This is a genomic window from Nonomuraea turcica, assembly GCF_030718205.1.
GTDB lineage: Bacteria > Actinomycetota > Actinomycetes > Streptosporangiales > Streptosporangiaceae > Nonomuraea.
The window spans coordinates 447,742-470,823 of sequence record NZ_JAUZQF010000003.1 but is presented as its reverse complement, the minus strand read 5'-3'; the positions used below and the strand labels follow the sequence as shown (position 1 = coordinate 470,823).

The 23,082-nt window shown below is 69.6% G+C and carries 22 protein-coding genes and 1 pseudogene; 14 read left to right on the top strand and 9 right to left on the bottom strand.

Annotated elements, in window-relative coordinates; translation table 11 throughout:
* Positions 1-16: 16 nt before the first annotated feature.
* Positions 17-568: a DUF1097 domain-containing protein gene (locus tag Q9G87_RS10965; protein ID WP_305916153.1), complete on the top strand. Its 552-nt coding sequence runs from the start codon at positions 17-19 to the stop codon at positions 566-568.
* A 2,143-nt stretch (positions 569-2,711) separates the two neighbouring features.
* Here the strand turns inward: Q9G87_RS10965 and Q9G87_RS10960 are convergent.
* The 5 genes from Q9G87_RS10960 to Q9G87_RS10940 are packed head-to-tail and all read right to left on the bottom strand — an operon-like array spanning position 2,712 to position 8,189.
* Entirely contained in the window at positions 2,712-3,761 is a 1,050-nt protein-coding gene (locus Q9G87_RS10960; RefSeq protein WP_305916152.1) for an LLM class flavin-dependent oxidoreductase, read from the bottom strand.
* A complete protein-coding gene (locus Q9G87_RS10955) occupies positions 3,758-5,245 on the bottom strand; it encodes an APC family permease (RefSeq protein ID WP_305916151.1) in 1,488 nt (495 codons plus the stop codon). The genes Q9G87_RS10960 and Q9G87_RS10955 overlap by 4 nt, the downstream gene beginning before the upstream one ends.
* On the bottom strand, positions 5,229-5,483 hold the full coding sequence (locus Q9G87_RS10950) for a hypothetical protein (protein WP_305916150.1): 255 nt from the start codon (positions 5,481-5,483) through the stop codon (positions 5,229-5,231). The genes Q9G87_RS10955 and Q9G87_RS10950 overlap by 17 nt, the downstream gene beginning before the upstream one ends.
* Positions 5,480-6,979, bottom strand: a complete 1,500-nt coding sequence (locus Q9G87_RS10945; RefSeq protein ID WP_305916149.1) for an FAD-binding oxidoreductase — start codon at positions 6,977-6,979, stop codon at positions 5,480-5,482. The genes Q9G87_RS10950 and Q9G87_RS10945 overlap by 4 nt, the downstream gene beginning before the upstream one ends.
* Before the next feature lie 19 nt (positions 6,980-6,998).
* Entirely contained in the window at positions 6,999-8,189 is a 1,191-nt protein-coding gene (locus Q9G87_RS10940) for a (Fe-S)-binding protein (RefSeq protein WP_305916148.1), read from the bottom strand.
* Between the two features lie 68 nt (positions 8,190-8,257).
* On the opposite strand from Q9G87_RS10940, the gene Q9G87_RS10935 reads away from it, so the two are divergent.
* From Q9G87_RS10935 to Q9G87_RS10885, 11 genes are all read left to right on the top strand, one after another.
* Entirely contained in the window at positions 8,258-9,010 is a 753-nt protein-coding gene (locus Q9G87_RS10935; protein ID WP_305916147.1) for a FadR/GntR family transcriptional regulator, read from the top strand.
* Between the two features lie 10 nt (positions 9,011-9,020).
* Complete coding sequence (locus Q9G87_RS10930; RefSeq protein WP_305916146.1) at positions 9,021-9,728, top strand: PDC sensor domain-containing protein; 708 nt, start codon at positions 9,021-9,023, stop codon at positions 9,726-9,728.
* A gap of 15 nt (positions 9,729-9,743) precedes the next feature.
* Positions 9,744-10,679 carry an NAD(+)/NADH kinase gene (locus Q9G87_RS10925; RefSeq protein ID WP_305916145.1) on the top strand — a complete coding sequence of 312 codons (936 nt, stop codon included), beginning with the start codon at positions 9,744-9,746 and terminating at the stop codon, positions 10,677-10,679.
* 114 nt (positions 10,680-10,793) lie between these two features.
* Positions 10,794-11,831, top strand: a complete 1,038-nt coding sequence (locus Q9G87_RS10920) for a hypothetical protein (protein ID WP_305916144.1) — start codon at positions 10,794-10,796, stop codon at positions 11,829-11,831.
* Between the two features lie 111 nt (positions 11,832-11,942).
* Entirely contained in the window at positions 11,943-12,578 is a 636-nt protein-coding gene (locus tag Q9G87_RS10915; protein WP_305916143.1) for an RNA polymerase sigma factor, read from the top strand.
* Positions 12,562-13,647 carry a hypothetical protein gene (locus Q9G87_RS10910; protein ID WP_305916142.1) on the top strand — a complete coding sequence of 362 codons (1,086 nt, stop codon included), beginning with the start codon at positions 12,562-12,564 and terminating at the stop codon, positions 13,645-13,647. The genes Q9G87_RS10915 and Q9G87_RS10910 overlap by 17 nt, the downstream gene beginning before the upstream one ends.
* Complete coding sequence (locus tag Q9G87_RS10905) at positions 13,644-14,642, top strand: ABC transporter ATP-binding protein (protein WP_305916141.1); 999 nt, start codon at positions 13,644-13,646, stop codon at positions 14,640-14,642. Before Q9G87_RS10910 ends, Q9G87_RS10905 begins: the two co-directional genes overlap by 4 nt.
* Positions 14,639-15,487 (top strand): ABC transporter permease, encoded by an 849-nt coding sequence (locus Q9G87_RS10900; protein ID WP_305916140.1) that lies wholly within the window; start codon positions 14,639-14,641, stop codon positions 15,485-15,487. The genes Q9G87_RS10905 and Q9G87_RS10900 overlap by 4 nt, the downstream gene beginning before the upstream one ends.
* Positions 15,488-15,675: 188 nt before the next feature.
* Entirely contained in the window at positions 15,676-16,089 is a 414-nt protein-coding gene (locus Q9G87_RS10895; RefSeq protein ID WP_305916139.1) for a ribonuclease domain-containing protein, read from the top strand.
* Between the two features lie 7 nt (positions 16,090-16,096).
* The gene (locus Q9G87_RS10890) at positions 16,097-16,465 is read left to right on the top strand and encodes a barstar family protein (protein ID WP_305916138.1); all 369 of its coding nucleotides are present in this window, start codon (positions 16,097-16,099) and stop codon (positions 16,463-16,465) included.
* A gap of 178 nt (positions 16,466-16,643) precedes the next feature.
* Complete coding sequence (locus Q9G87_RS10885; protein WP_371825758.1) at positions 16,644-18,107, top strand: family 43 glycosylhydrolase; 1,464 nt, start codon at positions 16,644-16,646, stop codon at positions 18,105-18,107.
* A gap of 54 nt (positions 18,108-18,161) precedes the next feature.
* Here Q9G87_RS10885 and Q9G87_RS10880 read toward each other — a convergent pair whose 3' ends face one another.
* Positions 18,162-18,590 (bottom strand): MarR family winged helix-turn-helix transcriptional regulator, encoded by a 429-nt coding sequence (locus tag Q9G87_RS10880; protein WP_305916137.1) that lies wholly within the window; start codon positions 18,588-18,590, stop codon positions 18,162-18,164.
* A gap of 56 nt (positions 18,591-18,646) precedes the next feature.
* Here Q9G87_RS10880 and Q9G87_RS10875 point away from each other — a divergent pair, with 56 nt between their 5' ends.
* Together Q9G87_RS10875 and Q9G87_RS10870 are read left to right on the top strand one after the other, a co-directional pair.
* Positions 18,647-18,979 carry an antibiotic biosynthesis monooxygenase family protein gene (locus Q9G87_RS10875; RefSeq protein WP_305916136.1) on the top strand — a complete coding sequence of 111 codons (333 nt, stop codon included), beginning with the start codon at positions 18,647-18,649 and terminating at the stop codon, positions 18,977-18,979.
* A 267-nt stretch (positions 18,980-19,246) separates the two neighbouring features.
* Positions 19,247-21,844 (top strand): hypothetical protein, encoded by a 2,598-nt coding sequence (locus Q9G87_RS10870; protein WP_305916135.1) that lies wholly within the window; start codon positions 19,247-19,249, stop codon positions 21,842-21,844.
* Between the two features lie 68 nt (positions 21,845-21,912).
* Here the strand turns inward: Q9G87_RS10870 and Q9G87_RS10865 are convergent, their stop codons facing one another.
* The 3 genes and pseudogenes from Q9G87_RS10865 to Q9G87_RS10855 all read right to left on the bottom strand — a co-directional run bounded on the left by Q9G87_RS10865 (position 21,913) and on the right by Q9G87_RS10855 (position 23,053).
* The gene (locus tag Q9G87_RS10865) at positions 21,913-22,236 is read right to left on the bottom strand and encodes an ABC transporter permease family protein (RefSeq protein WP_305916346.1); all 324 of its coding nucleotides are present in this window, start codon (positions 22,234-22,236) and stop codon (positions 21,913-21,915) included.
* Positions 22,237-22,417: 181 nt separating this feature from the next.
* A pseudogene (locus tag Q9G87_RS10860) lies at positions 22,418-22,513 on the bottom strand (LacI family DNA-binding transcriptional regulator); the annotation flags it as partial.
* Positions 22,514-22,585: 72 nt separating this feature from the next.
* Positions 22,586-23,053: a MarR family winged helix-turn-helix transcriptional regulator gene (locus Q9G87_RS10855; protein ID WP_305916134.1), complete on the bottom strand. Its 468-nt coding sequence runs from the start codon at positions 23,051-23,053 to the stop codon at positions 22,586-22,588.
* Between the last annotated feature and the right edge of the window lie 29 nt (positions 23,054-23,082).

The following is a 23,082-nucleotide window of genomic DNA, read 5'->3' as shown; positions in this document are numbered from 1 at the left end:
CATTGGAGCCCCTCGCATGCGCATTCGCCTACCTCATGAGGTCAGCGCCTCGATCGTCGCCTTCGCCACCGTATTCCTCGCCATGAGCCCGCTCAACCTGCCGACGTGGGCCATCTTCATCACCTGGGCCGGTACCTTCCTCCTCGGCGGTCCGACCAAGGCCAACGCGGTGAAACTGATCACCGCCACCACCGCCGGGGCGGGATTCGGCGTGGTCGCCATCTTGCTCAACCGCGCGACGGGCAACATGTTCGGCACCGGGTCATTCGGCCAGACCGTGGCTTTGGGGCTGGTCATCTTCGTGGTCAACGGCACACTGCTGGCGGCCGGCCGCCTCCAGGTGCTTTCCCTCATCCCTGGGATGTTCTTCGGGTTCGCGTCGCTGTTCGCCACTTACTTCGGTGGATTCGGCTTCGCCTCCGACAACCTGGCCGCCGCTTTTGTGAGCTCTGCCGCGATGAGCGCCCTCGGCCCCCTCTGCGCCTTCCTGGGCCTACGTCTGATGTTCGCCCCCGCCGAACAGCCGGAAGAGCGCGAATCGAAGAGCGCAATCGCAGAAAAGGCCTGATTCTCGCCACCCGCTCTTTTCCAGGATCGCGCACACGGCGCTTCAACCTCCGTTTCACAGTAAAAAAAAGAAAAACTGCCCCGGCCGGGCAGTACGAGCTTTCGGGTCCGCCTTCACCGCAGCTCAGCGCAGTTCTGGCCGGGCTTTCTTCATGTCCATCCCCTTGTCACACACGGCCGGAAGCGCCAGTGAAAACAACCTAACAGACCCTTATCGACGGAGAAATTAAAAGACGCCGGAGCTTCCCCGAGCGTCGGAATGCGAATTATTCGGCACCGTCCGAAAAGGAAGGTCAGATGTCGGCGACCGTCAAAAAAGCCCGGCGTTACAACTCGTGGACCAAAAACAGCACCCTGGAGGATTACTCGCTCCGATACGCTCCGAAGTCCTTCCGCCGCTGGTCACCCTACGTCGTGGCCACCACCGCCCTCGGCGGCATCGCCTACCTCGCGGACTTCGCGATCGGCGCCTCGATCGCGGTCACCCACGGCGTGCCCAACGCGATCGCGGCCATCCTGGTCACCGCCGCGATCGTCTTCGTCACCGGCATGCCCATCGCCTACTATTCGGCGCGCTATGCGATCGACATGGACCTGCTGACGAGAGGCGCCGGATTCGGCTACCTCGGCTCGACGATCACCTCGCTGATCTACGCCAGCTTCACGTTCATCTTCTTCGCGCTGGAGGGGGCGATCATGGCGCAGGCGCTGGAGTCGGGGTTGGGCGTCCCGCTCCCGCTGGGCTACCTGATCTGCTCCCTCATCGTGCTACCGCTCGTCGTCTTCGGCATGACGGCCCTGTCCAAACTGCAGGTGTGGACGCAGCCGATCTGGCTCGTCCTCATGGTGCTGCCCTTCGTCGCGATCGCCGTCAAGGAGCCAGGCAAGTACACCGAATGGCTGGACTTCGCAGGTAACAACCCCGGCGGGGCGACGTTCAGCCTCATCGGGTTCGGTCTCGGCGCCGGCGTCGCGCTGTCGCTGATCGCGCAGATCGGCGAGCAGGTGGACTACCTGCGATTCATGCCGGAGAAGACCGAGAAGAACAAGGTCGCCTGGTGGTCGGCGGTCATCTCAGCCGGACCCGGCTGGGTCGTGCTCGGAGGGCTCAAGCAGCTCGGCGGGGCCTTCCTCGCCTTCTTCGTCGCCGGGCAGGTAGGCCTGACGAAGGCCGTCGAACCGATCGAGCAGTACATCGGAGGCTTCGGGGTCATCATTCCCGGGGGTGTCGTCGCCCTCGCGGTGTTCTTCGTCATCCTCTCCCAGATAAAGATCAACGTCACGAACGCCTACTCCGGGTCCCTGTCATGGGCCAACTTCTTCTCCCGGATCCTGCACCGCCACCCCGGCCGGGTGGTGTGGATCTTCTTCAACGTGGGCATCGCGCTGGCCCTGATGGAGCTCGGCGTCTTCGGCCTCCTCAACGCGGTGCTCGGCTTCTACTCCAACGTCGCCATCGCCTGGATCGGCGCCGTGGTGGCCGACCTGGTCGTCAACAAGCCGCTGAAGCTCAGCCCGTCGTACATCGAGTTCAAACGCGCCCATCTCTACAACTTCAACCCGGTCGGCTTCGGCTCGATGCTGATCGCCTCGGCGATCTCCGTGCTCGCCTTCTTCAACGCGTTCGGTGAGCTCGCCCAGGCGTTCTCACCGTTCATCGCGCTGGTGGTGGCATTCGTCCTGTCCCCCCTGATCGCCTGGCTGACCAAGGGCAAGTACTACATCGCCCGCGTCGACGACCTGCCCGAACCACTCGTCGTCAACGGGGGTCTCAACCCCGCCGAACTGGTCTGCACAAGCTGCCAGATGTCGTACGAGCGGCCGGACATGGCCTCCTGCTCCTTCCACGAAGGCGCCATCTGCTCGCTGTGCTGCAGCCTGGACGCGGCATGCCAGGACAGTTGCAAGCAGCAGTCCCGCGCCGCTACTCACCATCTCGCGCCGGCGAGAGCCCGTCCCCGAACCGAAGGAGGAGACTGCAGCGGGCATGTGACCCGCGCGGCCGCTCGTGGCGATCAGTTCCGCAGAGGGCGTGAACAGAAGGAGACGCATGAGCCGCCACCAGGACCGGCCGAGGAGGGGTACGGCGTCGCCCGCCGTACCCCTGGCGGTCAGGCCGCGAAGGCGGGCATGACCCGCCGCGGTCAGGCGAACGCGGGCATGATCTGGTCGTGGATCAGCCTGAGCTGGCTGTCCACATCCGCCACCTCGGGCAGCTCCCGTCCCATGAACTGCTTGACCAGGGTCGCGTCGGTGATGGCCAGGATCATGTGGTTGACGCCCGACGGCTCGATCTCGCGCTTGATCTTGGCCACGCACTCCTCCGGCGTGCCGGCGATGGACAGCCGCTCCCCCAGCTCCGGCGTGGTCAGCTCGATCGCCCTGGCCAGGTCGCCGGCGCCGAGGGCGTCGACGATCGGCTTCATCGCGTTCGGGTCGACGCCGTTGCGTTCGAGCTGCTCGGCGGGCATGGACGAGGCGTAGAGGCCGACCATGCTGCGGGCGGCCTCCTTCGCCACGGCCGAGTCCGGGCCGGTGGCGAAGACGACCCAGGCGCCGATGTCCATCGACGAGGCGTCCTTGCCCGCCTTCTCCGCGCCGGCCCTGAAGTGCTGGACGAGGTAGTCGTAGGCCTCGCGGGTGTAGCTGAGCGCGTGGTGCACGCCATCGGACAGCTCGCCGGCCGCTTGGAAAGAACGCGGTCCGCGCATCGCGCCGAGCTTGACCGGCACGCGGTCCTGCACGGGGCGGGCGAAGGTGAACAGGCCGCTGTACTTGAAGAACTCGCCGTCGAAGGTGATCGCGCCGTCGTCCAGCAGCGTGCGCACCACGTGCGCCGCCTCCTTCACGCGCGACAGCGGCTTGGTGACCGTCCAGTCGATGTTGTACTGCGCGAGCAGCCCGAAGTTGCCGCTGGACAGCACGACCTCGGCGCGCCCGTCGCTGAGCTCGTCGAGCGTGGCGGCCGCCTGGGCGATCAGGGACGGCTCGCGCAGCACCACCGACGACACGCTGGGCCCGAACCTGATGCGGGACGTCTGCTGCGCCGCGGCGGCGAACAGCAGCCACAGGTCCTTGTGCCAGGTCTCGTCGGCCGCGTAGCAGGCGTGGAAGCCGAGCTCGTCGGCCAGGCGAATGGACGCCAGCGACTCGCGCAGCGGGTAGTCGGGCAGCATCACGTAGCTGAATTTCATCGTGCGACCTCCTGAGGGATGGCGTCGCCCGAAGGGGCGTCGCCCTTGTCGTACGGCCTGGCGAGCAACAGGTAGACCAGCCCGGCGGCGACCACTACCAGCCCGGACAGGGCCACCAGGTAGTTGTCGTACCAGGGGGCGTCGGGCGTCCTCGGCCAGGCCATGTTGAGGATGGCGAGCACCCCGTAGACCAGCGCGGCCACGTTGACGGCCAGGCCCGCGCGGCCCAGCGTGAACGGCCCGGACGGGCGCCAGCCGCGCAGCCTGGCCCGCAACGCCGCCAGCACGACCATCTGGAAGCCCAGGTAGATGCCGAGCACTGCGAAAGAAATGATCTTGATGAGGGCGTCTTCCGACACGATGGACCCGAGCACGACCAGTGCGGGCACGACGGCGGCGACCAGGAGCGTGTTCGGCGGGATGCGCCTGACCCGGGAGAACCTCCTGAGCGCGCCGCTGCCGGCGATCATGTCGTCGCGGGCGTAGGAGTACAGCAGCCGGCTCGCCGCCGCCTGCAGGCTGAGCGCGCACGACAGGAACGACAGCAGCACCACGCCGAGCACGACCTTGAGGCCGGTGGCGCCGAAGGCGGTGGTCAGCACGTTCGTGACGGGGTCGGCGTCGGCGCCGGAGACGACGGCGGCGAAGTCGGGCACCGCGAGCAGCAGCGCCAGGCAGACGAACGTCGCCGCCGCGCCGCCCACGTAGATGGTCATGCGCATGGCCTTGGGGATGCGCCGGGTCGGGTCGGGCACCTCCTCGGCCACGTCACCGCATGCCTCGAACCCGTAGTACTGAAATATCCCGATAAGCCCGGCGGCCAGGAATGCGATGAAATAACCGGACTCCGACCCCGCGCCGAACGAGTCGAACAGCACCCCGAGCCCATGGTGCCGCTGGGTGAGCAGCAGCCACCCGCCCACGGCCAGCGCCCCGATCAGCTCGGCGGCGAACCCGATGATCGCCGCAACCGCCAGAGCCCTGGTCCCGGCCATGTTGATGGCCAGCGCCACGGCCAGGATGATCAGTGCACACAGGATCGTGTTCCCCGTGCCCACCTCGATCCCGAGAAATGCGGATAAGTACGGCCCCGCCCCGTACGCCACGCTCGCGATCGTCACCAGCAGCGCGACCAGGTACACCCAGCCCGTCATCCAGGCCCACCGCCGCCCCCACAGCCGTCTGGCCCAGGGGTAGATGCCCCCGGTCAGCGGATACTGCGAGACGATCTCGCCGAAGACCAGCGCCACCAGGAACTGCCCGGCGCCCACGATGACCAGGCTCCAGATCATCGGCGGGCCGCCGACGGCCAGCGACGAGGCGAACAGCGTGTAGATCCCGACCACGGGAGACAGGTACGTGAAGCCGAGGGAGAAGTTGGCCCACAAGCTCATGTCCCTGCGGAACTCGGAGGTGTAGCCGAGGTCGGCCAGCCGGGCGTCGTCCGCCGGGCCGCTCAGCGGGGCGTCATTCGTCGAGGTCATGGAGGAGCTCCTCGCCGGAGATCACTTTGTCCGCGAAGTGCCGATGCATCCAGGCCAGATGGTCGGCTCGGGACCGGACCAGGCGCAGCGTGTCCCAGTTGGGGAAGGTCTGCTGCGTCACGTGGTCGGTCATGAGGCCGGGCTCGACCTCGAAGACGTGCTCGAACCGGGTGATCGCGACGTCGGTCACCCGCTGAGCCGGTGGAGGCGACATCTCCTCCTGATAGCGATATTTCACGATTTCTCCGCGTATGCCTGGTCGAGCAGGTACTTGCCGGGGTTCATGATGTTGTTCGGGTCGATGGCCCGTTTGATGTCGAGCATCACGTCGTACCCGCCGCCGAGCTCGACGGGCACCAGGTCCACCTCGCCCTCGCGGCAGGAGCCGTGGCAGGCGCTGATCGAGCCGCCGTGCGCCAGCGTCACGGCGGCGAGGTCGCGCTTGGCCCGCACCCACGCCGCCCAGGCGGTGTCGTCGAGCCGCTGCTCCCAGATGCCGATGTCGATCTCGGTGAGGTAGTCGGCGCCGGTCGCGCCGTTGGTGTAGGCGAACATGCCCCAGTCGTCGAAGACGTCGCTTTCCCGCTTGAGCCGGTCGGCGATCTCGTGCCAGGCCAGCCGTACGGCGGGCAGGTTCGTGTAGTTGATCGAGGCGTCCTCGCAGTGCCAGCTCATCGGGACGACCTGGCCCGACCGGGTGCGGCCGTGCAGCGGCGTGGCGTACCTGTCGTGCCGGGCCGCCCAGTCGCCCTCGGAGATCTCGTCGCCCAGGTAGCGGGCGCCGAGCGAGCGGGCGATCCGCAGCAGCCTCCTGCCGCCGGCCCGGACCTCGTCCTCGTAGCCGTACAGGGCGGCGCACACCAGCGCCTTCACCGACGACGGCTGCGGGATGTAGGCCTCGTCGTCGCGCCGCAGATAGTCGACCTTCCACTCGTCGAACAGCACCGCCCCCGCGAACGTGGCCACGCCCGCCCGCGCCAGCGCCCCGACCGCGCGGTAGGCCGTGTCGTAGTCCTCGAACGCCCAGAACGGCGAGAACTCCGCCTCCGGTTTAGGAAACAGCTTCAGCGTCGCCTCGGTGGCGATGCCGAGCGTGCCCTGATGCCCCATGAACAGGTGCTTGAGCTGGTACCCGCTGGAGCTCTTGGTGATCTTCCGCCCGATGCCGTCGCCGACGTGGATGACCCGGCCCGTCGGCAGCACGTGGTCGAAGCTGAGCACCAGGTCGCGGGTGTGGCCGTAGCGGGAGCCGATGAGCGACCAGCCGCTGGTGCCGATCCGGCCGCCGACGAGCGAGCACGGGTAGGAGGCCGGATCGTCCGGATAGATCAGGCCGTGCCGGGCGAGGACCTCGTTGAGCTTGAGCGCGTTGATGCCGGTGCCGACCGTGCAGGTGCGGTTGTCGAGGTCGATCTCCTTGATCTCGTTGATGCGCTTGACGTCGACGACGATGCCGCCGCGCAGCGGCACCGCGCCGTCGGTCAGCCCGGTGCCGCCGTCGCGTGGCACGACCGGGATCCGCAGGCTGTTGGCCAGCCGGAGCACCTCCGCGACCTCCTCCGTGGAGGCCGGCAGCACGACCAGGTCGGGCATGCGCTCCGCCCACCGGTGCACGGGGAACGGCGCGGGCACGCGCGCCCGGTTGAGCCGGTCGGCCTTGCCGGTCAGCACGTGCTCGGGGCCGAGGATCTGCCGGAGCTCCTCGAGTACGGGGTCGCCGAGCAGGACGGTCATGACGCCACCTCCGGCGCGCTCATGGGGCCACCCCCAGCGACTCGGCCAGCAGCTCGTGCAGGTCCACGACGTCGATCGAGCGCGCCCGGCCGGCCTCCGACAGCGGCCGCTCCGACCACGGGCAGGCGCTGACCAGCGTGTCCACGCCCAGCTCCGCAGCCTTCTCGACCCGGTTCTCGCTGATCTTGGCGGTCAGTTCCGGCTTCTCGACGGGCAGCCCGCCGCCCCCGCCCGAGCAGTACGACCACTGCGTCACCCGGTCCACGTCGTGGAAGGTCAAGCCGGGGATCGCCCGCAGGATCTCCCGCGGTTCCCGCCAGACGCCCTTGCGCTTGTTGAGCCGGCACGGGTCGTGGTAGGTCACCGTACGCTCGACCGGGACGTGCGGCGTCAGCCTGCCCTCCCTGATGAGCTCCGCCAGCAGCTCCACGACCAGCACGATCTCGATGTCGTAGGCGTCGCCGAAGTACTTCGGATAGTCCTCGGTGAAGGTGATGTAGTCGTGCGGGTCGAGCACCAGCACCCGCCGCACCCCGGCCGCCCGCCAGTCATCCAGGTTGTGCTGGGCGAACCGGCGCGCCTGCTCCTCGTACCCCATCTCGGCCGCCGGGCCGCCGCAGCACCACTGCTCGTTCATCAGCCCGAACTTGTAGCCGGCGAGGTTGAGGATCCGGGCCACCGAGCGCGGCACCGACGTGCGGGAGAAGGCCGCCTCGCAGTCGACGAACAAGATGGTCTCCCCGCCGATCGGCAGGTCCAGCCCGTCGGCCCAGTCGCGTACCCGCGCCTGGTCGACGGGGGTACCGTTCAGCACCGGCTCGTGCCTGCGCTCGTCGGTGAGCAGGTTCCAGCGCTGCCAGCCAGGCTGGTGCACGCCCTGCGAGACGGCCAGCCCGCGCACGGCCTTGACCAGGTCGACCGTGCGGGTGCGGAAGCGGTAGAAGTCGCCGGTGAACAACGAGTTGGGGCAGCGCAGCTCGCACGCGCCGCATCCGGTGCAGTTGACGTAGTCGGCCGCGACGTCCGCGACCTCGAGCTCGCCCTTCTCCATCGCCACGACGTTGGCGTGGAAGGCGGTGGGACTCCAGGACTCGTTCCGCGTGACCTGCATGACCGGGCAGACCTCGCGGCAGAACTTGTGACCTGAGGAGAAACAGTTGTAGGCGGCGTTGCGCCACTCCTCGGCGAACCTCTTCTCGGGATCCGGCATGGGGCCTCCCTGGGTGGGTTGCGCTTAAAACTATGAGTTCATATTTCAAAAGGCAATATGCTCTCCCTATGAATCAGCGCGCGGGGGCGCTCCCCACGGCGGCGGTCTTCGCCCCGGTCGATGACGGCTCCGGCCGGGTGGAGGTCGTGGTGCGCCGGCTGGCGGAGGCGATCGCGCTCGGCCTGATCGCCGACGGCGACCAGCTGCCCGCCGAGCTGGAGCTGGCCAACGCGCTCAACGTCTCCACCGTGACGCTGCGCGCGGCCCTGGCCGCCCTGCGCGAGCGCGGTCTGGTCGAGACCCGCAGGGGGCGCGGCGGCGGCACGTTCGTGCTCGCGCCCGCCGACCCGTCCACCGCCCGGCTGCGGCGCCGTCTGCGCGAGCTCAGCACCTCGGAGCTGCGCGAGATCGGCGACTACCGCTCCGCGATCGCGGGCACCGCCGCCCGGCTGGCCGCGCTGCGGGCCTCCGCCGACAACGTCACGCGCCTGCGCCAGGTCCTCGCCCGCCTCGACGCGGCCACCTCCGTGGGCGAGCGCCGCCGCGCCGACGGCCGTTTCCACATCGAGGTCGCCGCCGCCGCCCAGTCCGTACGGCTGACGCGCGCCGAGATCGACATCCAGGCCGAGGTGGGCGAGCTGCTCTGGCTCCCGTACGGGGAGGCCGTCGACCCGCAGGACGTCGTGCGCAGTCACACCCAGGTGATCGACGCCATCGAGGCCCGCGACCCGGCCCGAGCCAGGTCGCTCACCGAGGAACACATCGACAAGGGGATAGAGCGTCTGATGGAGTTTCATTGGCGGCTCGTCGCATCCGAGTGAGGAGGCAACGATGAGCGATCGGCACGTCGGTCAGGTGGCGGAGCGGGTCCACACGATCGTCGCGGACATCTTCAGCTCGCTGGATCGCATCCTGGCGAGCGTCGCGGCCTGCTATCGCGCCTCCGGCTCGTTCGCCTGCGCCGACCTGGCCGCGGTCCGGCCGGAGATCTTCGCCTGCCTGAGCAGGACGCACGAGGTGGTCGCGGGGGCCGGCGTCATCGTCGCGCCCGGTGTGCTGGCCGACCGCCGGCGGTGGCTGGAGTGGTGGCAGGCGCCGCCCGAACAGGATCCGATCTTCCTCGACGTGGACCTCGACCCGGAGAGCCTCGACTTCTACGACTACACGGCCGCCGAATGGTTCGCCGTGCCCGAGCGCACCCGCCGCCGCCACATCGTCGGCCCGTACGTCGACTACGGCGGCACCGACACCTACATGCTGACGTTCACCGCGCCCGCCGAGGTGGACGGCCGCTTCCTCGGCGTGGTGGGCGCCGACGTGCGGGCGGCCAGGTTCGAGGCGCTGCTGCTCAGCGTGCTGGCCGCCAGCCCCACGCAGATCACGCTGGTCAACGCCGAGGGCAGGGTGGTGGCGACCAACTCACCGCGGTTGCCTGCCGGCTCCCTGCTCCTGGATCCGGGGTCGGACCGGCTCCCGTTGCCCGGGTTGCCCTGGAGCATCGTCACATCCGCCAGGGACCGGGCGATCAGCCCCCTGTAGGGTAGAGGCCTTTGCGTGAAGAGCTCGACAAGCCGGCCGCACCGCACTCTGGGGCTGGTGGTGCACCCGGACCGGCCGATCCGGGACTCCGTACAGGTGATCACCCGGTTCGCGCGGCGCACCGGGGCCACCGTCATCGCCCGCCGGTGCGACGCCGAGCGGGTGGGGCCGGAGGTCGACACCGTCCCGGCCGAGGAGTTCGCCGACCGGGTGGACGGCGTGATCAGCCTCGGCGGCGACGGCACCATGCTGGGCGCGATGCGCCTGGTGGTCGGCCGCCAGGTGCCGGTGCTCGGCGTCAACCACGGCCACCTGGGCTTCCTCATCGAGGTCACCCCGTCGGAGCTGGAGCCGGCCCTCGAGCGCCTGACCGAGGGCCGCTTCACGCTCGAGCCGCACAGCTGCCTGGATGCGGGCGACTTCACCGCGTTCAACGACATCGTGGTCGCCTCGGCCGAGCCGCTGTCGAGCCTGACGCTCGACCTCGAGGTCAACGGGCTGCGGCACGGCTACTACCGGGGGGACGCGGTGATCGTCTGCACGCCGACGGGCTCAACGGCTTACAACTACGCCGCGGGCGGCCCCGTCATCTCGCCGTCCACCGCGGCCGTCGCCCTCACCCCCGTGGCACCGATGTCCGGCATCAGCCGCTCCGTCATTCTCGGCAAGGACGATCACATCGTCCTGCGCAACCCGTCCGACAACGTGCCGCTGATCTTCTCCGTGGACGGCACCCCCGCCGACCCCCTACAGCCGGGGGCCGACCTGTCGATAAGGCTGCGTACCGATGCCGTGGACATCGTCCGGTTCGACGTCGGCGCCCACCTGCAGCGCAACCGGGTCAAGCTCAGCCTGCTGGACCTGCCACTCAGACCGGACCAGCTCGTGGAGCTCATCCCCCAGCCGCTGCGCGCACAGGCCGAGCGCCTCCGCCAGACACGCACGGACTAGCACAGGCCAGGAGGCCCGCTCCTGACTTTTGACTGTGAACGTCAGTCAAACGGGCAGCCATCGAAGGGCCGCATAGGCAAGAATCGGCGGAGACCGAAATCAAGGAGGTTCTCCGTGCGCGCAGTCCTCGCCGCCGTGCTCGCGACGCTCACCCTGTTGGCCACCGGAGTCGGTTCGGCCGGCGCCGCACCACGCCGGTCGGCCTTACCCGGTGGAAAGGCCAACTTTGTGATCAGCCAGGGCTTCTTGCGCGCCGGGTCCACGCAGAACTGGGTGCGTCTGGGTACCTACCAGTTCAAGGCCAACGGCACCGTCAGCGCGAGCACCTACCTCTGGTGGCAGCGCAACCCCGAGGGCAGACAGGCCACCGGTGTCGTCCCCGATTCCAGCTGCTCGACCAAGGCAGGCGGCTCCAGCTCACGCGTACGCGCCTGCGACGTGCTGACTGCCGGCGGTTTCACCGGCGCCCCGGACGAATCCCGTACGGGGACCTACAGCATGGCCGGCAACGTGGTGAGCATCAGATGGAAGATCGCTCAGACCTGGACCGAGAAGTGGCGCGTGCAGCTGTCGCCCGACGGCAAGCTCGCCCGGCTGCAGTTCGCGGCCGGCACCCTGGCCACCCACGGATACGGCTACGGAAGCAACTCCTCTTTCGCCACTCGCCGCGCGATGAGCTCCGTACGGACCTTCGCCGGAGCGCTCAGACAGGACCTGGTCTCCTGGTCGGGCCAGCGCATCGTGAATTCCGCTAACCAGCCGTTCAAGCCGGGCGCCTTCCGCGGCTGCTCCACCACGACCTCGTGCCTGACCTACCTGCAGCCGTCCTCCGCGAACGCCTGCCAGAAGAGCGGCGGCTGCCCCAACGTCGGCGGCGGCACCAAGGCGAACATCAGCTCCATCCAGTACTACCTCGTCAAACTCTCCAACAACGATCGCCGCGACACCATGTGGCACTGGTGCACCTGTCTAGCCATGGAAAGAAAGCAGTTCTGCTACTCGGGCAACTCGCACATGAAGCCGCTGCTGCAGATCATCGACGACAGCGGCGCCTTCCGCGGCTGGGTCGGCGCCGAGGCGTCCTTCTATCCCGGGTCCGGGACCAGGGCCAAAGACATGATGGCCGTATTCCGGATCACCGACTTCCGCTGACGCGCCTGCGCGTTCAGGTTCACCGCCGCATACAGCAAGGGGCCGCCAAAGCGACCAACTAGGTGGATCGGGCCGGTGTCACATGGAGGGCGTCGGCGGTGCTCTACGGGTGTGGACGTTGTCAGGCATGGTGGGAGCGCGCCGGCCGCCGCACTGCCGGTAGCCCTGCCGGGTGAAGGACATGTCGCGGTGGCCGGGCGAGCCGAGCGGGAGGACGGCGTGGTGGTGTCGGGTCCTCCGGGACGAGGGGCCGTCCGGGCCGACCTCGAACAGGTCTTCCGCACGGCCTATCCGCGGGTCGTCGCGGTCGCCGCCCGGGTGCTGGGTTCCCGGGACGAGGCCGAGGACGTGGCCCAGGAGGTGTTCCTGACGTTCGGGCGCTCCTCGGTACCGGCCGGGGAGGCAGGGGGATGGTTGTCCGTCGCCGCGGCGCACACCGCGCTGAACCACCTCCGCTCCGGCCGTCGCCGCGCCGCCCGTGAAGAGGCCGCGGACGGCGGCGGCGATGCCGCCTGCCCGGATGTCGCCGACGCGGTCGTGACCCGCGACGAGCGCCGCCGCGTGCGCGCCGCGCTGGCGCGGCTCCCCCGCAAGCAGGCCATTGCCCTCGTCCTGCGGCACAGCGGCCTCAGCTACGCCGAGGTCGCCGCCGCTCTCGATCTTTCGCCCGGCAGCGTGGGCACCACCGTGCGACGCGCCGAGTCCGCCCTGCGCGAGGAGTTGAATCGTCATGCGCCATCCGACTGACGGCACGCTGCGCCGGCTCCTGGACGAGCCGGCCGGCGTCGCCGACGCCGACCGCGAGCACGTCACCGGCTGCCCGGTGTGCCTTTCCGGGCTCGCGGCCGCCCAGCAGGACGCGGAGGTCGCCGGCGCGGCGCTGAGCGTCGAGTTCGCCGTGGACGTGGACAGGGGATGGAGCCGCCTGTCGCGCGCGGTCGCCGCCGAGGAGCAGCGGACGGCCCCGGCCGCCCCCGCCCGCCGATGGCGTGCGGCGCTGCGCAGCCCAGTGGTCGCCATAGTCGGCGTCGTCGCCCTCCTGACGGGGGTCAGTGCCGCGGCCGCCGCCGACTGGCTGCAGATCTTCCGGACCGAGCAGATCGTCCCGGTCACCGCCCCCAAGGCCGACCTGGTCCAAATTCCCGACCTGTCCGCCTTCGGCACGCTCGAGGTGACCGAAAAGGTCAACGTGCGCAAGGTCGCCGACGCCGCCGCCGCGGAGAAGGCCGCCGGTCTTCCCGTCCCGCGGGTGAGCGAGCTGCCCCGCGGCGTGACGGGACAACCCACCTACCTCGTCGGCGGCCGGGTGAGTGCGGTGTTCACCTTCTCGGCCGAGAAGACGGCTCGGACCGCCGCGGCAGCCGGCAAGACGGCGCCACCGCCACCCCCGGGTCTCGACGGCAGCCGGTTCCGGCTGGTCGCCGGCCCAGGGCTCGCCGCGGCCTGGTCGGAAGGCCGCCCCGTGCCGGGCCTGATCGTGGCGCGCGCGGTCGCGCCCACGGTGTACTCCTCGGGCGTCTCGTTCAAGACGGCCACCGACTACCTGTTGTCCCTGCAGGTTGTGCCCGAGAACGTCGCCTCGCAGCTGCGCGGCTTCTCCGGCGACGGGACGACGCTGCCCCTGTTCCAGGCGGGCGAGAAACTGACGGTCTCCGCCGGCGACGTCGGAGGTGCGCCGGCCACGGTGCTCACCTCGCGGGATGGCACGCTGGCGGGCGTGGTCTGGACGGACGACGGTGCCGTCACGGCGGTGGCCGGCTCGCTGAGCGCCGACGAGGTGCTGTCGGTGGCTCGCGAGCTGCGGTGGGGCCGATGATCGCGGACTCCACCGCCCGGCAGGGCGGCGCTCTCTCCCCCGACGCCGCGAAGCGGCGGCTCGCCGAGCTGCCCCCCGCACCAGCGGTGTGGTGCTCGGACCTGCGCAAGCGCTACCGGCGGCGGACCGCGGTCGACGGCGTGTCCCTCACCGTCGGCCGCGGCGAAGTGGTGGGCCTGCTCGGCCCGAACGGAGCCGGCAAGACCACCGTCATCAAGATCCTGCTCGGTCTGGTGCGGCCTGACGCGGGAGATGTGCTGCTGCTCGGGCGGCCGGCGGCGGACCCGCACGCCCGGGCCCGCGTCGGCTATCTGCCGGAGCTCTTCCGGTATCAGCCGTGGCTCACCGCCGCCGAGGTGCTGGCCCTGCACGTCCGGCTCGCGGGTGTCTCGGTGCCGGCCGAGGAGCGGCGCGAGTGCCTGGCCGCCGTCGCTCTCGCCGACCGCGCCGGCGACCGGGTGGGCGGCTTCTCCAAAGGCATGCAGCAGCGCCTCGGGCTGGCCGTCGCGCTGGTGGCCCGCCCGGAGCTCGTCGTCCTCGACGAGCCGACGAGCGCTCTGGACCCGATCGGCCGGGCCGACGTACGGGACCTGCTGCTGTCACTCAAGGCCCGCGGTGTCTCCGTCCTGCTCAACTCGCACCTCATCGGCGAGGTGGAACGGGTCTGCGACCGGGTCGTGGTCCTCGACAAAGGCCAGGTCGCCGCATCCGGCACCCTGGCGGAGCTGCTCGGCCGGCGCGAGCTGCGGCTGCGGCTCGACGGGGTGAGCACGGAGGCGGAGGCACGACTGGCCGCCGCCGGCGGGCTGACCCGCAGGGGGGACTCGTTCACCGTCACGCTGCCGGCCGACCAGGACACCACCACCGTGCCTGAGCTCGTGGCCGACCTGGTCGGCCTCGGGGTGCGCGTGCACGCCGTCGAGCCCGTACGGATCAGCCTCGAAGAACGGCTGCTGGACATCCTCCGGGCCGGGCAGAGCGGAGACCCGCGATGATCGCCAGGACCGTGCTCACCGTCGCCGCCCTCACCGTCAAGGAGGCCTCCCGGCGCCGCGTGCTGCGTGCGCTCGCGGGGCTCACGATCCTGCTGCTGGCGCTCAGCGGCTGGGGGTTCTCGCGCATCGTCGCCGAGTTCGGCACGCTCACCAGCGGGGAGGCCAAACTGGCGGCCTCCATCGTGCTCAATCTCGTGATGTTCGGCCTCAGCCTGATCGCCACGCTCGGCACGGCGTTCCTCGCCGGCCCCACCCTGGCCGGCGAGCTCGAGTCGGGGACGGCGCTGGCGATCCTGGCCCGGCCGATCCGCCGCTCGGCGGTGCTGCTGGGCAAGTGGCTGGGGCTCGTGGCCTTCGGCAGCGGCTTCGTCGTGCTGGCCGCGCTCGCCCAGTGCCTCGTCGTCTGGGCGACGGTCGGCTACTGGCCACCGCGACCGGTGACCGGCCTGGCCCTGCTCGCGGCCCAGCTGACCGTGCTGCTCACCCTGGGCCTGCTGCTGTCCACCATCACCTCACCGATGGCGTCGGGCGTCGTGGCGGTCGGCCTGTTCGGCGCCACCTGGATCGCAGGCGTGGTCGGCGGCATCGGCAAGGGGTTCGGCAACGAGAGCGTGGCCCACGTCGGCACCGTGTCCCGGATCCTGCTGCCCACAGACGGGCTGTGGCGCGGCGCCATGAACGCCTTCCAGGACCCGACGTTGTTCGCCCAATTCAGTGACGCGTTCGAAGGCCAGCCGTTCCTGAGCGAGGCCCCGCTGACCGGCACCTACCTCGCATGGACCGCCCTCTGGGCGACCCTCGTACTCGGGCTCGCGGCCGTGGCCTTCCAGCGCCGCGACCTGTGAGCCGCCCACCGGGCCCCCCGTCAGGGTGTCCGCGCCGTTCCCGGCCACCCATCGAGCGACGGTGTAGCTCTGCCCGGGCTCGCGTGAGGCGTCCGCGAAGTGTTCATGAGTCCTTTGCGGTCTTTGTCGTTATTCGACACGACAAACGGTGATCATTGCAGTGTCCGTCGCACCCACGAGGAGGCTACGTGCACACACCGCGACGCTCCCAACCGTCCTGGGCGGTAAGGCTTACCGTCGTCCTCACCGCCATCACGTCCCTCATCGGCCTGGTCGGCATCACCCCCGCCAACGCCGCGGTCTACAGCTCCTGCACCATCTCGCGGTGCGCCGACGCGCGCACTGCCAAATCGATCTGGGCTTCCAAGGGTTACCCCACCACCAGAAACTGGTATTCGTGGCCGGACGGCAGGTACAACTTCGCCGGCGGACGCTTCTACAACCGCGAGGGCCAGCTCCCCAGCGGCGCCACCTACTATGAGTACGACGTGTACTCCCGGTCGATGGGTGCCGCGCGTGACGCCTACCGGATCGTCGTCAACCGCAGCACCGGCGTGGCGTGGTTCTCGCCCAACCACTACACCGACTTCTACCGACTCTAGGAACCTCATGGCCTCCACCGCACGTCCGCTGCCGCACTGGCTGACGGTGTCCACCGGCCCAGCACCGGCAGTGGTGGATGGGCGGGCCTGCCGGACCCGCGCTGCCTTCTTCGAGGAGGTGGCGCGGGCTCTGCGCTTCCCCGACTACTTCGGCCGCAATTGGGACGCGCTCACCGACTGCCTGCGCGATGCCGGCGCGGTCGCCCTGATCGTGGAGCACGCCGAGGACCTGCTCAGCGCCGAGCCTCCCGAGCAGTTCGACACCTTGCTGGCCGTCCTTTCCGACGCCGCCGGGGACGGGCTGACCGTGACGCTGTGCACCGACCCCGCCCATGAGACTCCGCTCCGGCAACGGGCCGCCGCCGCACTGACGTGAAACTTTCAACCCATCCGTGCGCCCAGCCTGGCAGAGGCGCCGGCGCACGCTTGCGGTAGCCCTGGAACTCCTTGACCGGCCGCGGTGTTCGCGCTGACACTAAGCGCACATCTTCCGTAGTCAGCTGTCAGCGCCACCTGTCAGGAAGAATGTTAGCGCTAACATCAAGGAGTGCTCCATGAAGAGACGCACCGCCGCTCTCTTAGGACCCGGCCGCCGCCTCAGAAACACTGCCATCGCGGTCGTCGCGACGCTGCTCATGGTGTGCCAGTCGCTCGTGGCCGCAGCCCCGGCGACCGCCGCGACCATCGACACCAACGCCTCCTACGTGCTGGTCAACCGGCACAGCGGCAAGGCCATGGACGTCTATAACCGCGCCACCTCCGATGGCGCCCCCATCGTCCAGTGGGCCCGCAACGACGGCGCCTGGCAGCAGTGGCAGTTCGTCGACTCCGGCGGCGGCTACTATCGCCTGCGCTCGCGCCACAGCGGCAAGGTCCTCGACGTCTCCAACCGCTCCACCGCCGATGGCGCGAACATCGTCCAGTGGAGCGACCTCAATGGCACCAACCAGCAGTTCCGCGTCGTCGACACCGACAATGGGTTCGTCAAGCTGATCAATCGCAACAGCGGCAAGGCCCTGGAGGTGTGGGAGTGGTCCACCGCCGACGGCGGCCGCCTGTCGCAGTACACCGACCTCAACGGCGCCAACCAGCAGTGGCAACTCCTCAAGCTAGGCGATTCCACCACACCGCCGCCTGCCTACCCGAATCCCGGGTACGTCACCGGCGACGTCAATGTCCACGACCCCGAGGTCACCAAGACCCCGGGCGGCACCTACCTGCTGGCTCACACCGGTGACGGCATCCCGCTGAAGACCTCGGCCGACCGGACGGCCTGGCGGAATGCCGGATCGGCGTTCCCGGGCGGCGTCCCGTGGGCCCATCCGTACACGGATGGAGGCAACACGCTGTGGGCGCCGGACATCACCTATGTCAACGGCCGCTACTCCATGTACTACTCGGCCTCCACGTTCGGCTCCAACCACTCGGCGATCTTCCTGGCCACCAGCTCGACCGGCGCGTCCGGATCGTGGACCAACCAGGGCCTGGTGATCGAATCGCGCACCTCGGACAACTTCAACGCGATCGACCCCAACCTGGTCATCGACGATCAAGGCCGCTGGTGGCTGAACTTCGGGTCCTTCTGGTCCGGCATCAAAATGGTCCAGCTCGACCCCGCCACCGGCAAACGCATCGACTCCACCATCCGCAGCATCGCCGGCCGGGGCGGCGGCGCGATCGAGGCGCCCTTCATCTTCCGCCGTGGCGGCTACTACTACCTGCTGGTCTCCTTCGACCTGTGCTGCCGCGGCGCCTCCAGCAGCTACCGCATCATGGTCGGCCGTTCCACGTCGATCACCGGCACGTACGTCGACCGCAACGGGACGGCGATGACCTCCGGCGGCGGCACACAGATCCTGGCCGGGCATGGAAGCATCCACGGCCCTGGCCACCAGGCCGTCCTGCCCGACAACGACGGAGACGTGCTCTTCTACCACTGGTACGCCGACGACGGTTCCTCCCGGCTCGGCATCAATAAGATCGGCTGGGACGCCGCGGGCTGGCCTTTCGTCTACTGACTCACCTCTTCCCTTCGGCAAGGACGATCATCTCGCCATCCCCTGGGCCGAGTGTCACGCCAGGTTGTGGGCGCAGGCGGTAAGCAGGGAGGCCAGCTTGTGCACCTCGCCGGAGGGAAATCCGGTGATCAGGCGTTCCTCTACGTCGAGCACGATGGCGTCGGCCTGATCGAGCACGGTCCGGCCGGCCGCGGTGAGGGTGATCGGCAGGGCGCGGCCTGTGGTCGGCCGGGCGGCGACGGAGGCCAGCCCGGCGGCCGTGAGTCCGCTGAGCACGTCACGTAGCGACTGACGGGTGACGAAGGTGCGGCGGGCGAGCTCGGCGGCCGGGGCCCCGGGGGCGTCGGCCAGCGCCCGCAGCACCGCGTATTGGGACATGGACAGGCCCAGCTCCCGCAGGCGTTCCTCGCAGGAGCGGCGGAAGGCCTGGTCCACCTGCTTGATCAGGTAACCGATGCGCCGGCTCACGTCCTCTTGACTCATGACAGGAACCTTACACATAATCGGACATGTAAGGAACCTGACATAGGGAGGACGTCATGCCCGCCACGACCACCATCACCGCCGGTGCCCCGATCGCCACACTGATCAACGTCTTCACCGTCCAGGCGGACCGTCAGCAGCAGCTGGTCGACCTGCTGGGGCGCGCCACCGAGGAGGTGATGCAGCATCTGCCCGGATTCGTCGCCGCCAACATCCACGCCAGCACCGACGGCACCCGCGTGGTCAACTACGCGCAGTGGCAGTCCGCGGACGCCTTCCACGCCATGCTCCGCAACCCTGACGCCCAGGTGCACATGCGTGAGGCCGCCGCCATCGCCGACCAGTTCGACCCCCACCTGCACACCGTCGAATCCGTGCACCACCGCTGACCGCGACCCGGCCCTCGTCCAACCCAGACCTGGGCCGTCCGCGCCTGCTCGCGCACAAGTCCGCCGCGCCGCTGCCGTCGCACTCCTGAAATCCGCGCGTAACGATCCCGCAAAGCCCCCTTCCCCGGGGAGCATGTGACCGCTCACACTTACGCTCATGCATGTGACCGGTCACACCAGCGATGGGGCCGGTCCGAGTCAGCGGCGCCCCCTCGGGTCGCACCCCCCAGCCGGGCCGAACAGCCCGGCACCCAGGAGAGGACAGTCATGCACCGACATCGGTTGTTCCGGCATGCCGGCACGGCGGCCGCCCTGGCGACGCTCGCCGCCCTGACCGCCATCCCAGCCACCGCAGCCGCCGCCCTCGACGTGGTCGCCGTGGATTTCGCACAGCGCACCGGTCCCGTCCACGGCGGTGCGACCGGCATGTTGTACGGCCTGTCGGACCCCGGCGTACCGGGAGATTCCCTCCTCGCCGGCGCCCGGCCGCGCACCATCGCGCAGAAGGCCCCGGACGGCGACCAGCATCCCAACGGCGACGCGCTCGTGGTCGCGGACGGCTTCTTCGCCGCCGGCGGCGGGGAGGTCGTCATCTACATGCAGGACGTCTACAGCCAGTGGCCCTATGAGAACCGCGGCATCGACGACTATTTGGCGAAGGTCGACACGATGGTGCGCAAGGTCGTCCGGGAGCGGCCACGAGACAAGGGCAAGTTCGTCTGGGTGCCGTTCAACGAGCCCGACGGGATCTGGTACCAGAACTGGGCGGCGCTGAAGCAGAAGTTCTTCGACGACTGGAAGCTGGTGTTCGAGCGCATCCGGTCGATCGACCCCGACGCCAGGATCGTCGGTCCCAACGAGGCGGCCTACAACCCCGGCCGGTTGCGCGACTTCCTCACCTGGGCCAAGGACGCGAGCTGCGCCGGCGGGAACTGCCTGCCGGACATCATGGCCTGGCACGAGCTGCAGCGCGACAAGCTCGCCTCCTACCGCGGCCACTACGAGCATTACCGCGCGATGGAGCGCGAGCTCGGCATCGGCCCGCTGCCGATCAACATCGACGAGTACGGCAACCGGCGTGACATGTCCGTCCCCGGCCAGATGATCCAGTGGATCTCGCTGTTCGAGGACACCAAGGTCGACGCCGACATGGCGTACTGGACCTACGCCGGCAACCTCGACGACCACGCGGTGCGCACCCGCCAGGCCAACGGCGGCTGGTGGCTGCTCAAGTGGTACGCGGACCTGACCGGGGAGACGGTCAGGGCGACCCCGCCCCGGCTGAACGTCGCCGACACGGTCCAGGCCGTCGCGGCGATCGACGAGTCCGCCCGGCGCGGCACCATTCTGGTCGGCGGCGGCTCGGAGCCCGTACAGCTCGACATCTCCGGGCTCGACCCCGCGGTCTTCGGCAAGCAGGTCGACGTCGTGGTGTCCAGGACCACCTGGACCGGGTACGAGGGCGACGCGCTCAAGCCGCCGGTCACCGCCACCAGGCGCGCCACCGTGTCCGGGGGCAAGCTGCGGGTGGACCTGCCCGGCGGGGACGTGATGGCCGCCTACCGGGTCACCATCGTGCCCGCGAGCGGCGGTGAGCCCGTGCCCGACGCGCCGTGGACGGTCTCGGTCGAGGCGGAGTCCGCCGCGCTCACCTCCGCACAGGCCTTCAACCAGGACACGACGGCGAACCCCCAGCTGTACGCGACCTCCGGCAGGCGGGACGTCGGCGCCATGAACCGGGTCGACTCGGCCGTGACGTTCCCCGTCACCGTGCCTCGCGACGGCCGCTACCGGCTGGGCATCTACCAGGGCGCGAACAAGGCGCCGGGCAGGCACGCGCTGTTCGTGGACGGCAAGCTGAACCAGATCGTGCAGTATTCGGCGAACCTCGGCTGGACCTACCGCGGGCGCACCGACGTGGACGTCGAGCTGACCGCCGGCACCCACGAGCTGTCCGTGCGCACCAGCGCCGACGGCGCGAGCCGGCTGCCCGGCAGCGACATCACGCTGGACAGGTTCGACCTCACCGAGGTGACCGGGGCCGAGCGCGCGGACTACTCCGCCGACGAGGCGCGGCTGTCCGGCGGCGCGCGGATCACCCGCGAGGCGAAGGGCCCCGCCATCGCGCTCGGCGGCGACGCACTGGCCACATTCTTCGTGGCCGCGAGCGAGGACGGCTACTACGACCTGACGCTTACCTACCGGGCGGCCGGCGCCGGCGAGCTGCCGGTCCGAGTCGACGGGCGCGCCATCCGCGGCCTGCGGGCGACGCACCCCGGCGAGGGCTCCTCACGGGCCCGGGTGTACCTCCCGGCCGGCATCTCCACGATCGACGTGAACGGCCCGGCCCGGCTGGAGCTGCGCGAGCTCACCACCGTACGGGTGGCGGAGGCGGACGCGGCCGTCCACCGGATCGAGGCCGAGCAGGCGACGCGCGCCGGAACCGTGAACGTGGTCAACGTACCCGCCACGAGCGGGTCGAACGCCTCCGCGGGCGCGTACGTCGGCAACATCGGAAACGGCCCGGGCAACACGCTCACCCTCCCCCGCCCGGACGGGTTCGGCCCCGGCGAGTACGTCCTGGTGGTGCACTACGCCAACGCCGACAGGAACACCGGCCACCCGTACAACACCGACGTCATCAGCCGTTTCCTCGACATCAGCGAGACCGGCGGCACGACGACGCGCGGCGTGTTCCGGCACAACTACGCCTGGGACAACTTCTGGCCGCAGGCGACGCCCCTCACGCTCACCACGGGCACGGGCGCGATCGTCCTCGGCAACGCCGCGGCGTACGGACCGGACATCGACCGGCTCGAGCTCGCTCGTCTTGTCCTCGAGACCGACAACAGATCACGCGGCTGACGCCACCACGACCCGCCGCAACCCCCGTGCGGCGGGTCCGCGCGCACCGGCCCGCCGGGCGGCACACCTCATCCCTTCAGGCCACCGGCCAGCAGGTCGGCGCGCCAGAAACGCTGCAGCACCAGGACAAGGGCGATGAGGGGGATGATGGACACGGCCGAGCCCATGATGACCAGCGAGTACAGGTCGCTGTCGCCCGTGCCTTTGCCTCCGCCGTCCAGGCGTGCCGCCTCCAGCGTGCTCTGCGGGACCGCGGCGGCGGCGAAGACCCGGCACAGGAAGATGCCGAACGGGTTGATGATGACCGGCAGGAGTACCGACCAGTGGGTGCCGGCCAGGCCGACGGCGGCCAGCAGCAGATACTGGGGAACGGCCAGCACGATGCCGGGCACGAGCCGGCCATGGCGTGCCGCCCTGCCAGCTGGCCAGGTTGACCCAATCTCCAGCCCGCCGCGCCGCCTGCACGCCGCGCAGGATCTTGGGCAGTTCGTACAGCTCGGCCCCGGCGAGCACCACGCCGATCGTCGAGGAGCGGCGGCTCTTGAGCGCACGGGCGACGCTGTTACGGCGATAGCCGAGTTTCTCGATGGCGGCTTCGACGCGAGCCCGGGTCTCCGGCCGGACAGAAGGGTGACCGTTGAGGACACGGGACACGGTGACGTGCGACACGCGGTCCGCCCTGGTGACGATCGTGACAGGTCACCAGGCTCCGATCCGGGACGTGGAGGACTGCGGCGAGCGTCACGGTGAGATGGTGTCCAGTTGTTCGAGGATGCGGTTGGAGATGCGCCCGAGGGTGGCGAGCTCGTCCGGGCTTAGGGTGTCGATGACCAGGCGGCGGACCATGGCCACATGCTGAGGGGCGGCCGCTTCGATGACTGTGCGGCCGGCGGGCGTGATGACGACGAAGGCGCCGCGTGCGTCCTCGGGGCATTCCTCCCGGGCCACCAGGCCGCGTTTGGCCATTCTGGCGATCTGGTGGGACAGCCGGCTTTGCTCCCACTCCACCGTCTTGGCCAGGTCCTGGAATCGCTGCCGACCCTCCGGTATGTCGGTGAGCGCCACCAGGATCTCGAAGTCGGCGCCGGACAGCTTGGAGTGCGCCTGCAAGTCCCGGCTCAGCCTGGCGCTGAGCTTCTGGTGCAGGCGGACGAAGGCACGCCAGGCGTGCTGCTCGGCCGGGTCCAGCCAGTGGGGTGTGTCGCTCATACGGCCGTAGTCTACCCAGGACCTTGACA

Coding starts and splice junctions, on each gene's coding strand:
- Q9G87_RS10935 (WP_305916147.1), top strand. CDS start 8,258: ATGAATCAGCGCGCGGGGGCGCTCCCCACGGCGGCGGTCTTCGCCCCG.
- Q9G87_RS10965 (WP_305916153.1), top strand. CDS start 17: ATGCGCATTCGCCTACCTCATGAGGTCAGCGCCTCGATCGTCGCCTTC.
- Q9G87_RS10955 (WP_305916151.1), bottom strand. CDS start 5,245: ATGACCTCGACGAATGACGCCCCGCTGAGCGGCCCGGCGGACGACGCC.
- Q9G87_RS10880 (WP_305916137.1), bottom strand. CDS start 18,590: ATGAGTCAAGAGGACGTGAGCCGGCGCATCGGTTACCTGATCAAGCAG.
- Q9G87_RS10945 (WP_305916149.1), bottom strand. CDS start 6,979: ATGACCGTCCTGCTCGGCGACCCCGTACTCGAGGAGCTCCGGCAGATC.
- Q9G87_RS10885 (WP_371825758.1), top strand. CDS start 16,644: ATGAAGAGACGCACCGCCGCTCTCTTAGGACCCGGCCGCCGCCTCAGA.
- Q9G87_RS10855 (WP_305916134.1), bottom strand. CDS start 23,053: ATGAGCGACACACCCCACTGGCTGGACCCGGCCGAGCAGCACGCCTGG.
- Q9G87_RS10875 (WP_305916136.1), top strand. CDS start 18,647: ATGCCCGCCACGACCACCATCACCGCCGGTGCCCCGATCGCCACACTG.
- Q9G87_RS10940 (WP_305916148.1), bottom strand. CDS start 8,189: ATGCCGGATCCCGAGAAGAGGTTCGCCGAGGAGTGGCGCAACGCCGCC.
- Q9G87_RS10905 (WP_305916141.1), top strand. CDS start 13,644: ATGATCGCGGACTCCACCGCCCGGCAGGGCGGCGCTCTCTCCCCCGAC.
- Q9G87_RS10890 (WP_305916138.1), top strand. CDS start 16,097: ATGGCCTCCACCGCACGTCCGCTGCCGCACTGGCTGACGGTGTCCACC.
- Q9G87_RS10910 (WP_305916142.1), top strand. CDS start 12,562: ATGCGCCATCCGACTGACGGCACGCTGCGCCGGCTCCTGGACGAGCCG.
- Q9G87_RS10870 (WP_305916135.1), top strand. CDS start 19,247: ATGCACCGACATCGGTTGTTCCGGCATGCCGGCACGGCGGCCGCCCTG.
- Q9G87_RS10930 (WP_305916146.1), top strand. CDS start 9,021: ATGAGCGATCGGCACGTCGGTCAGGTGGCGGAGCGGGTCCACACGATC.
- Q9G87_RS10900 (WP_305916140.1), top strand. CDS start 14,639: ATGATCGCCAGGACCGTGCTCACCGTCGCCGCCCTCACCGTCAAGGAG.
- Q9G87_RS10960 (WP_305916152.1), bottom strand. CDS start 3,761: ATGAAATTCAGCTACGTGATGCTGCCCGACTACCCGCTGCGCGAGTCG.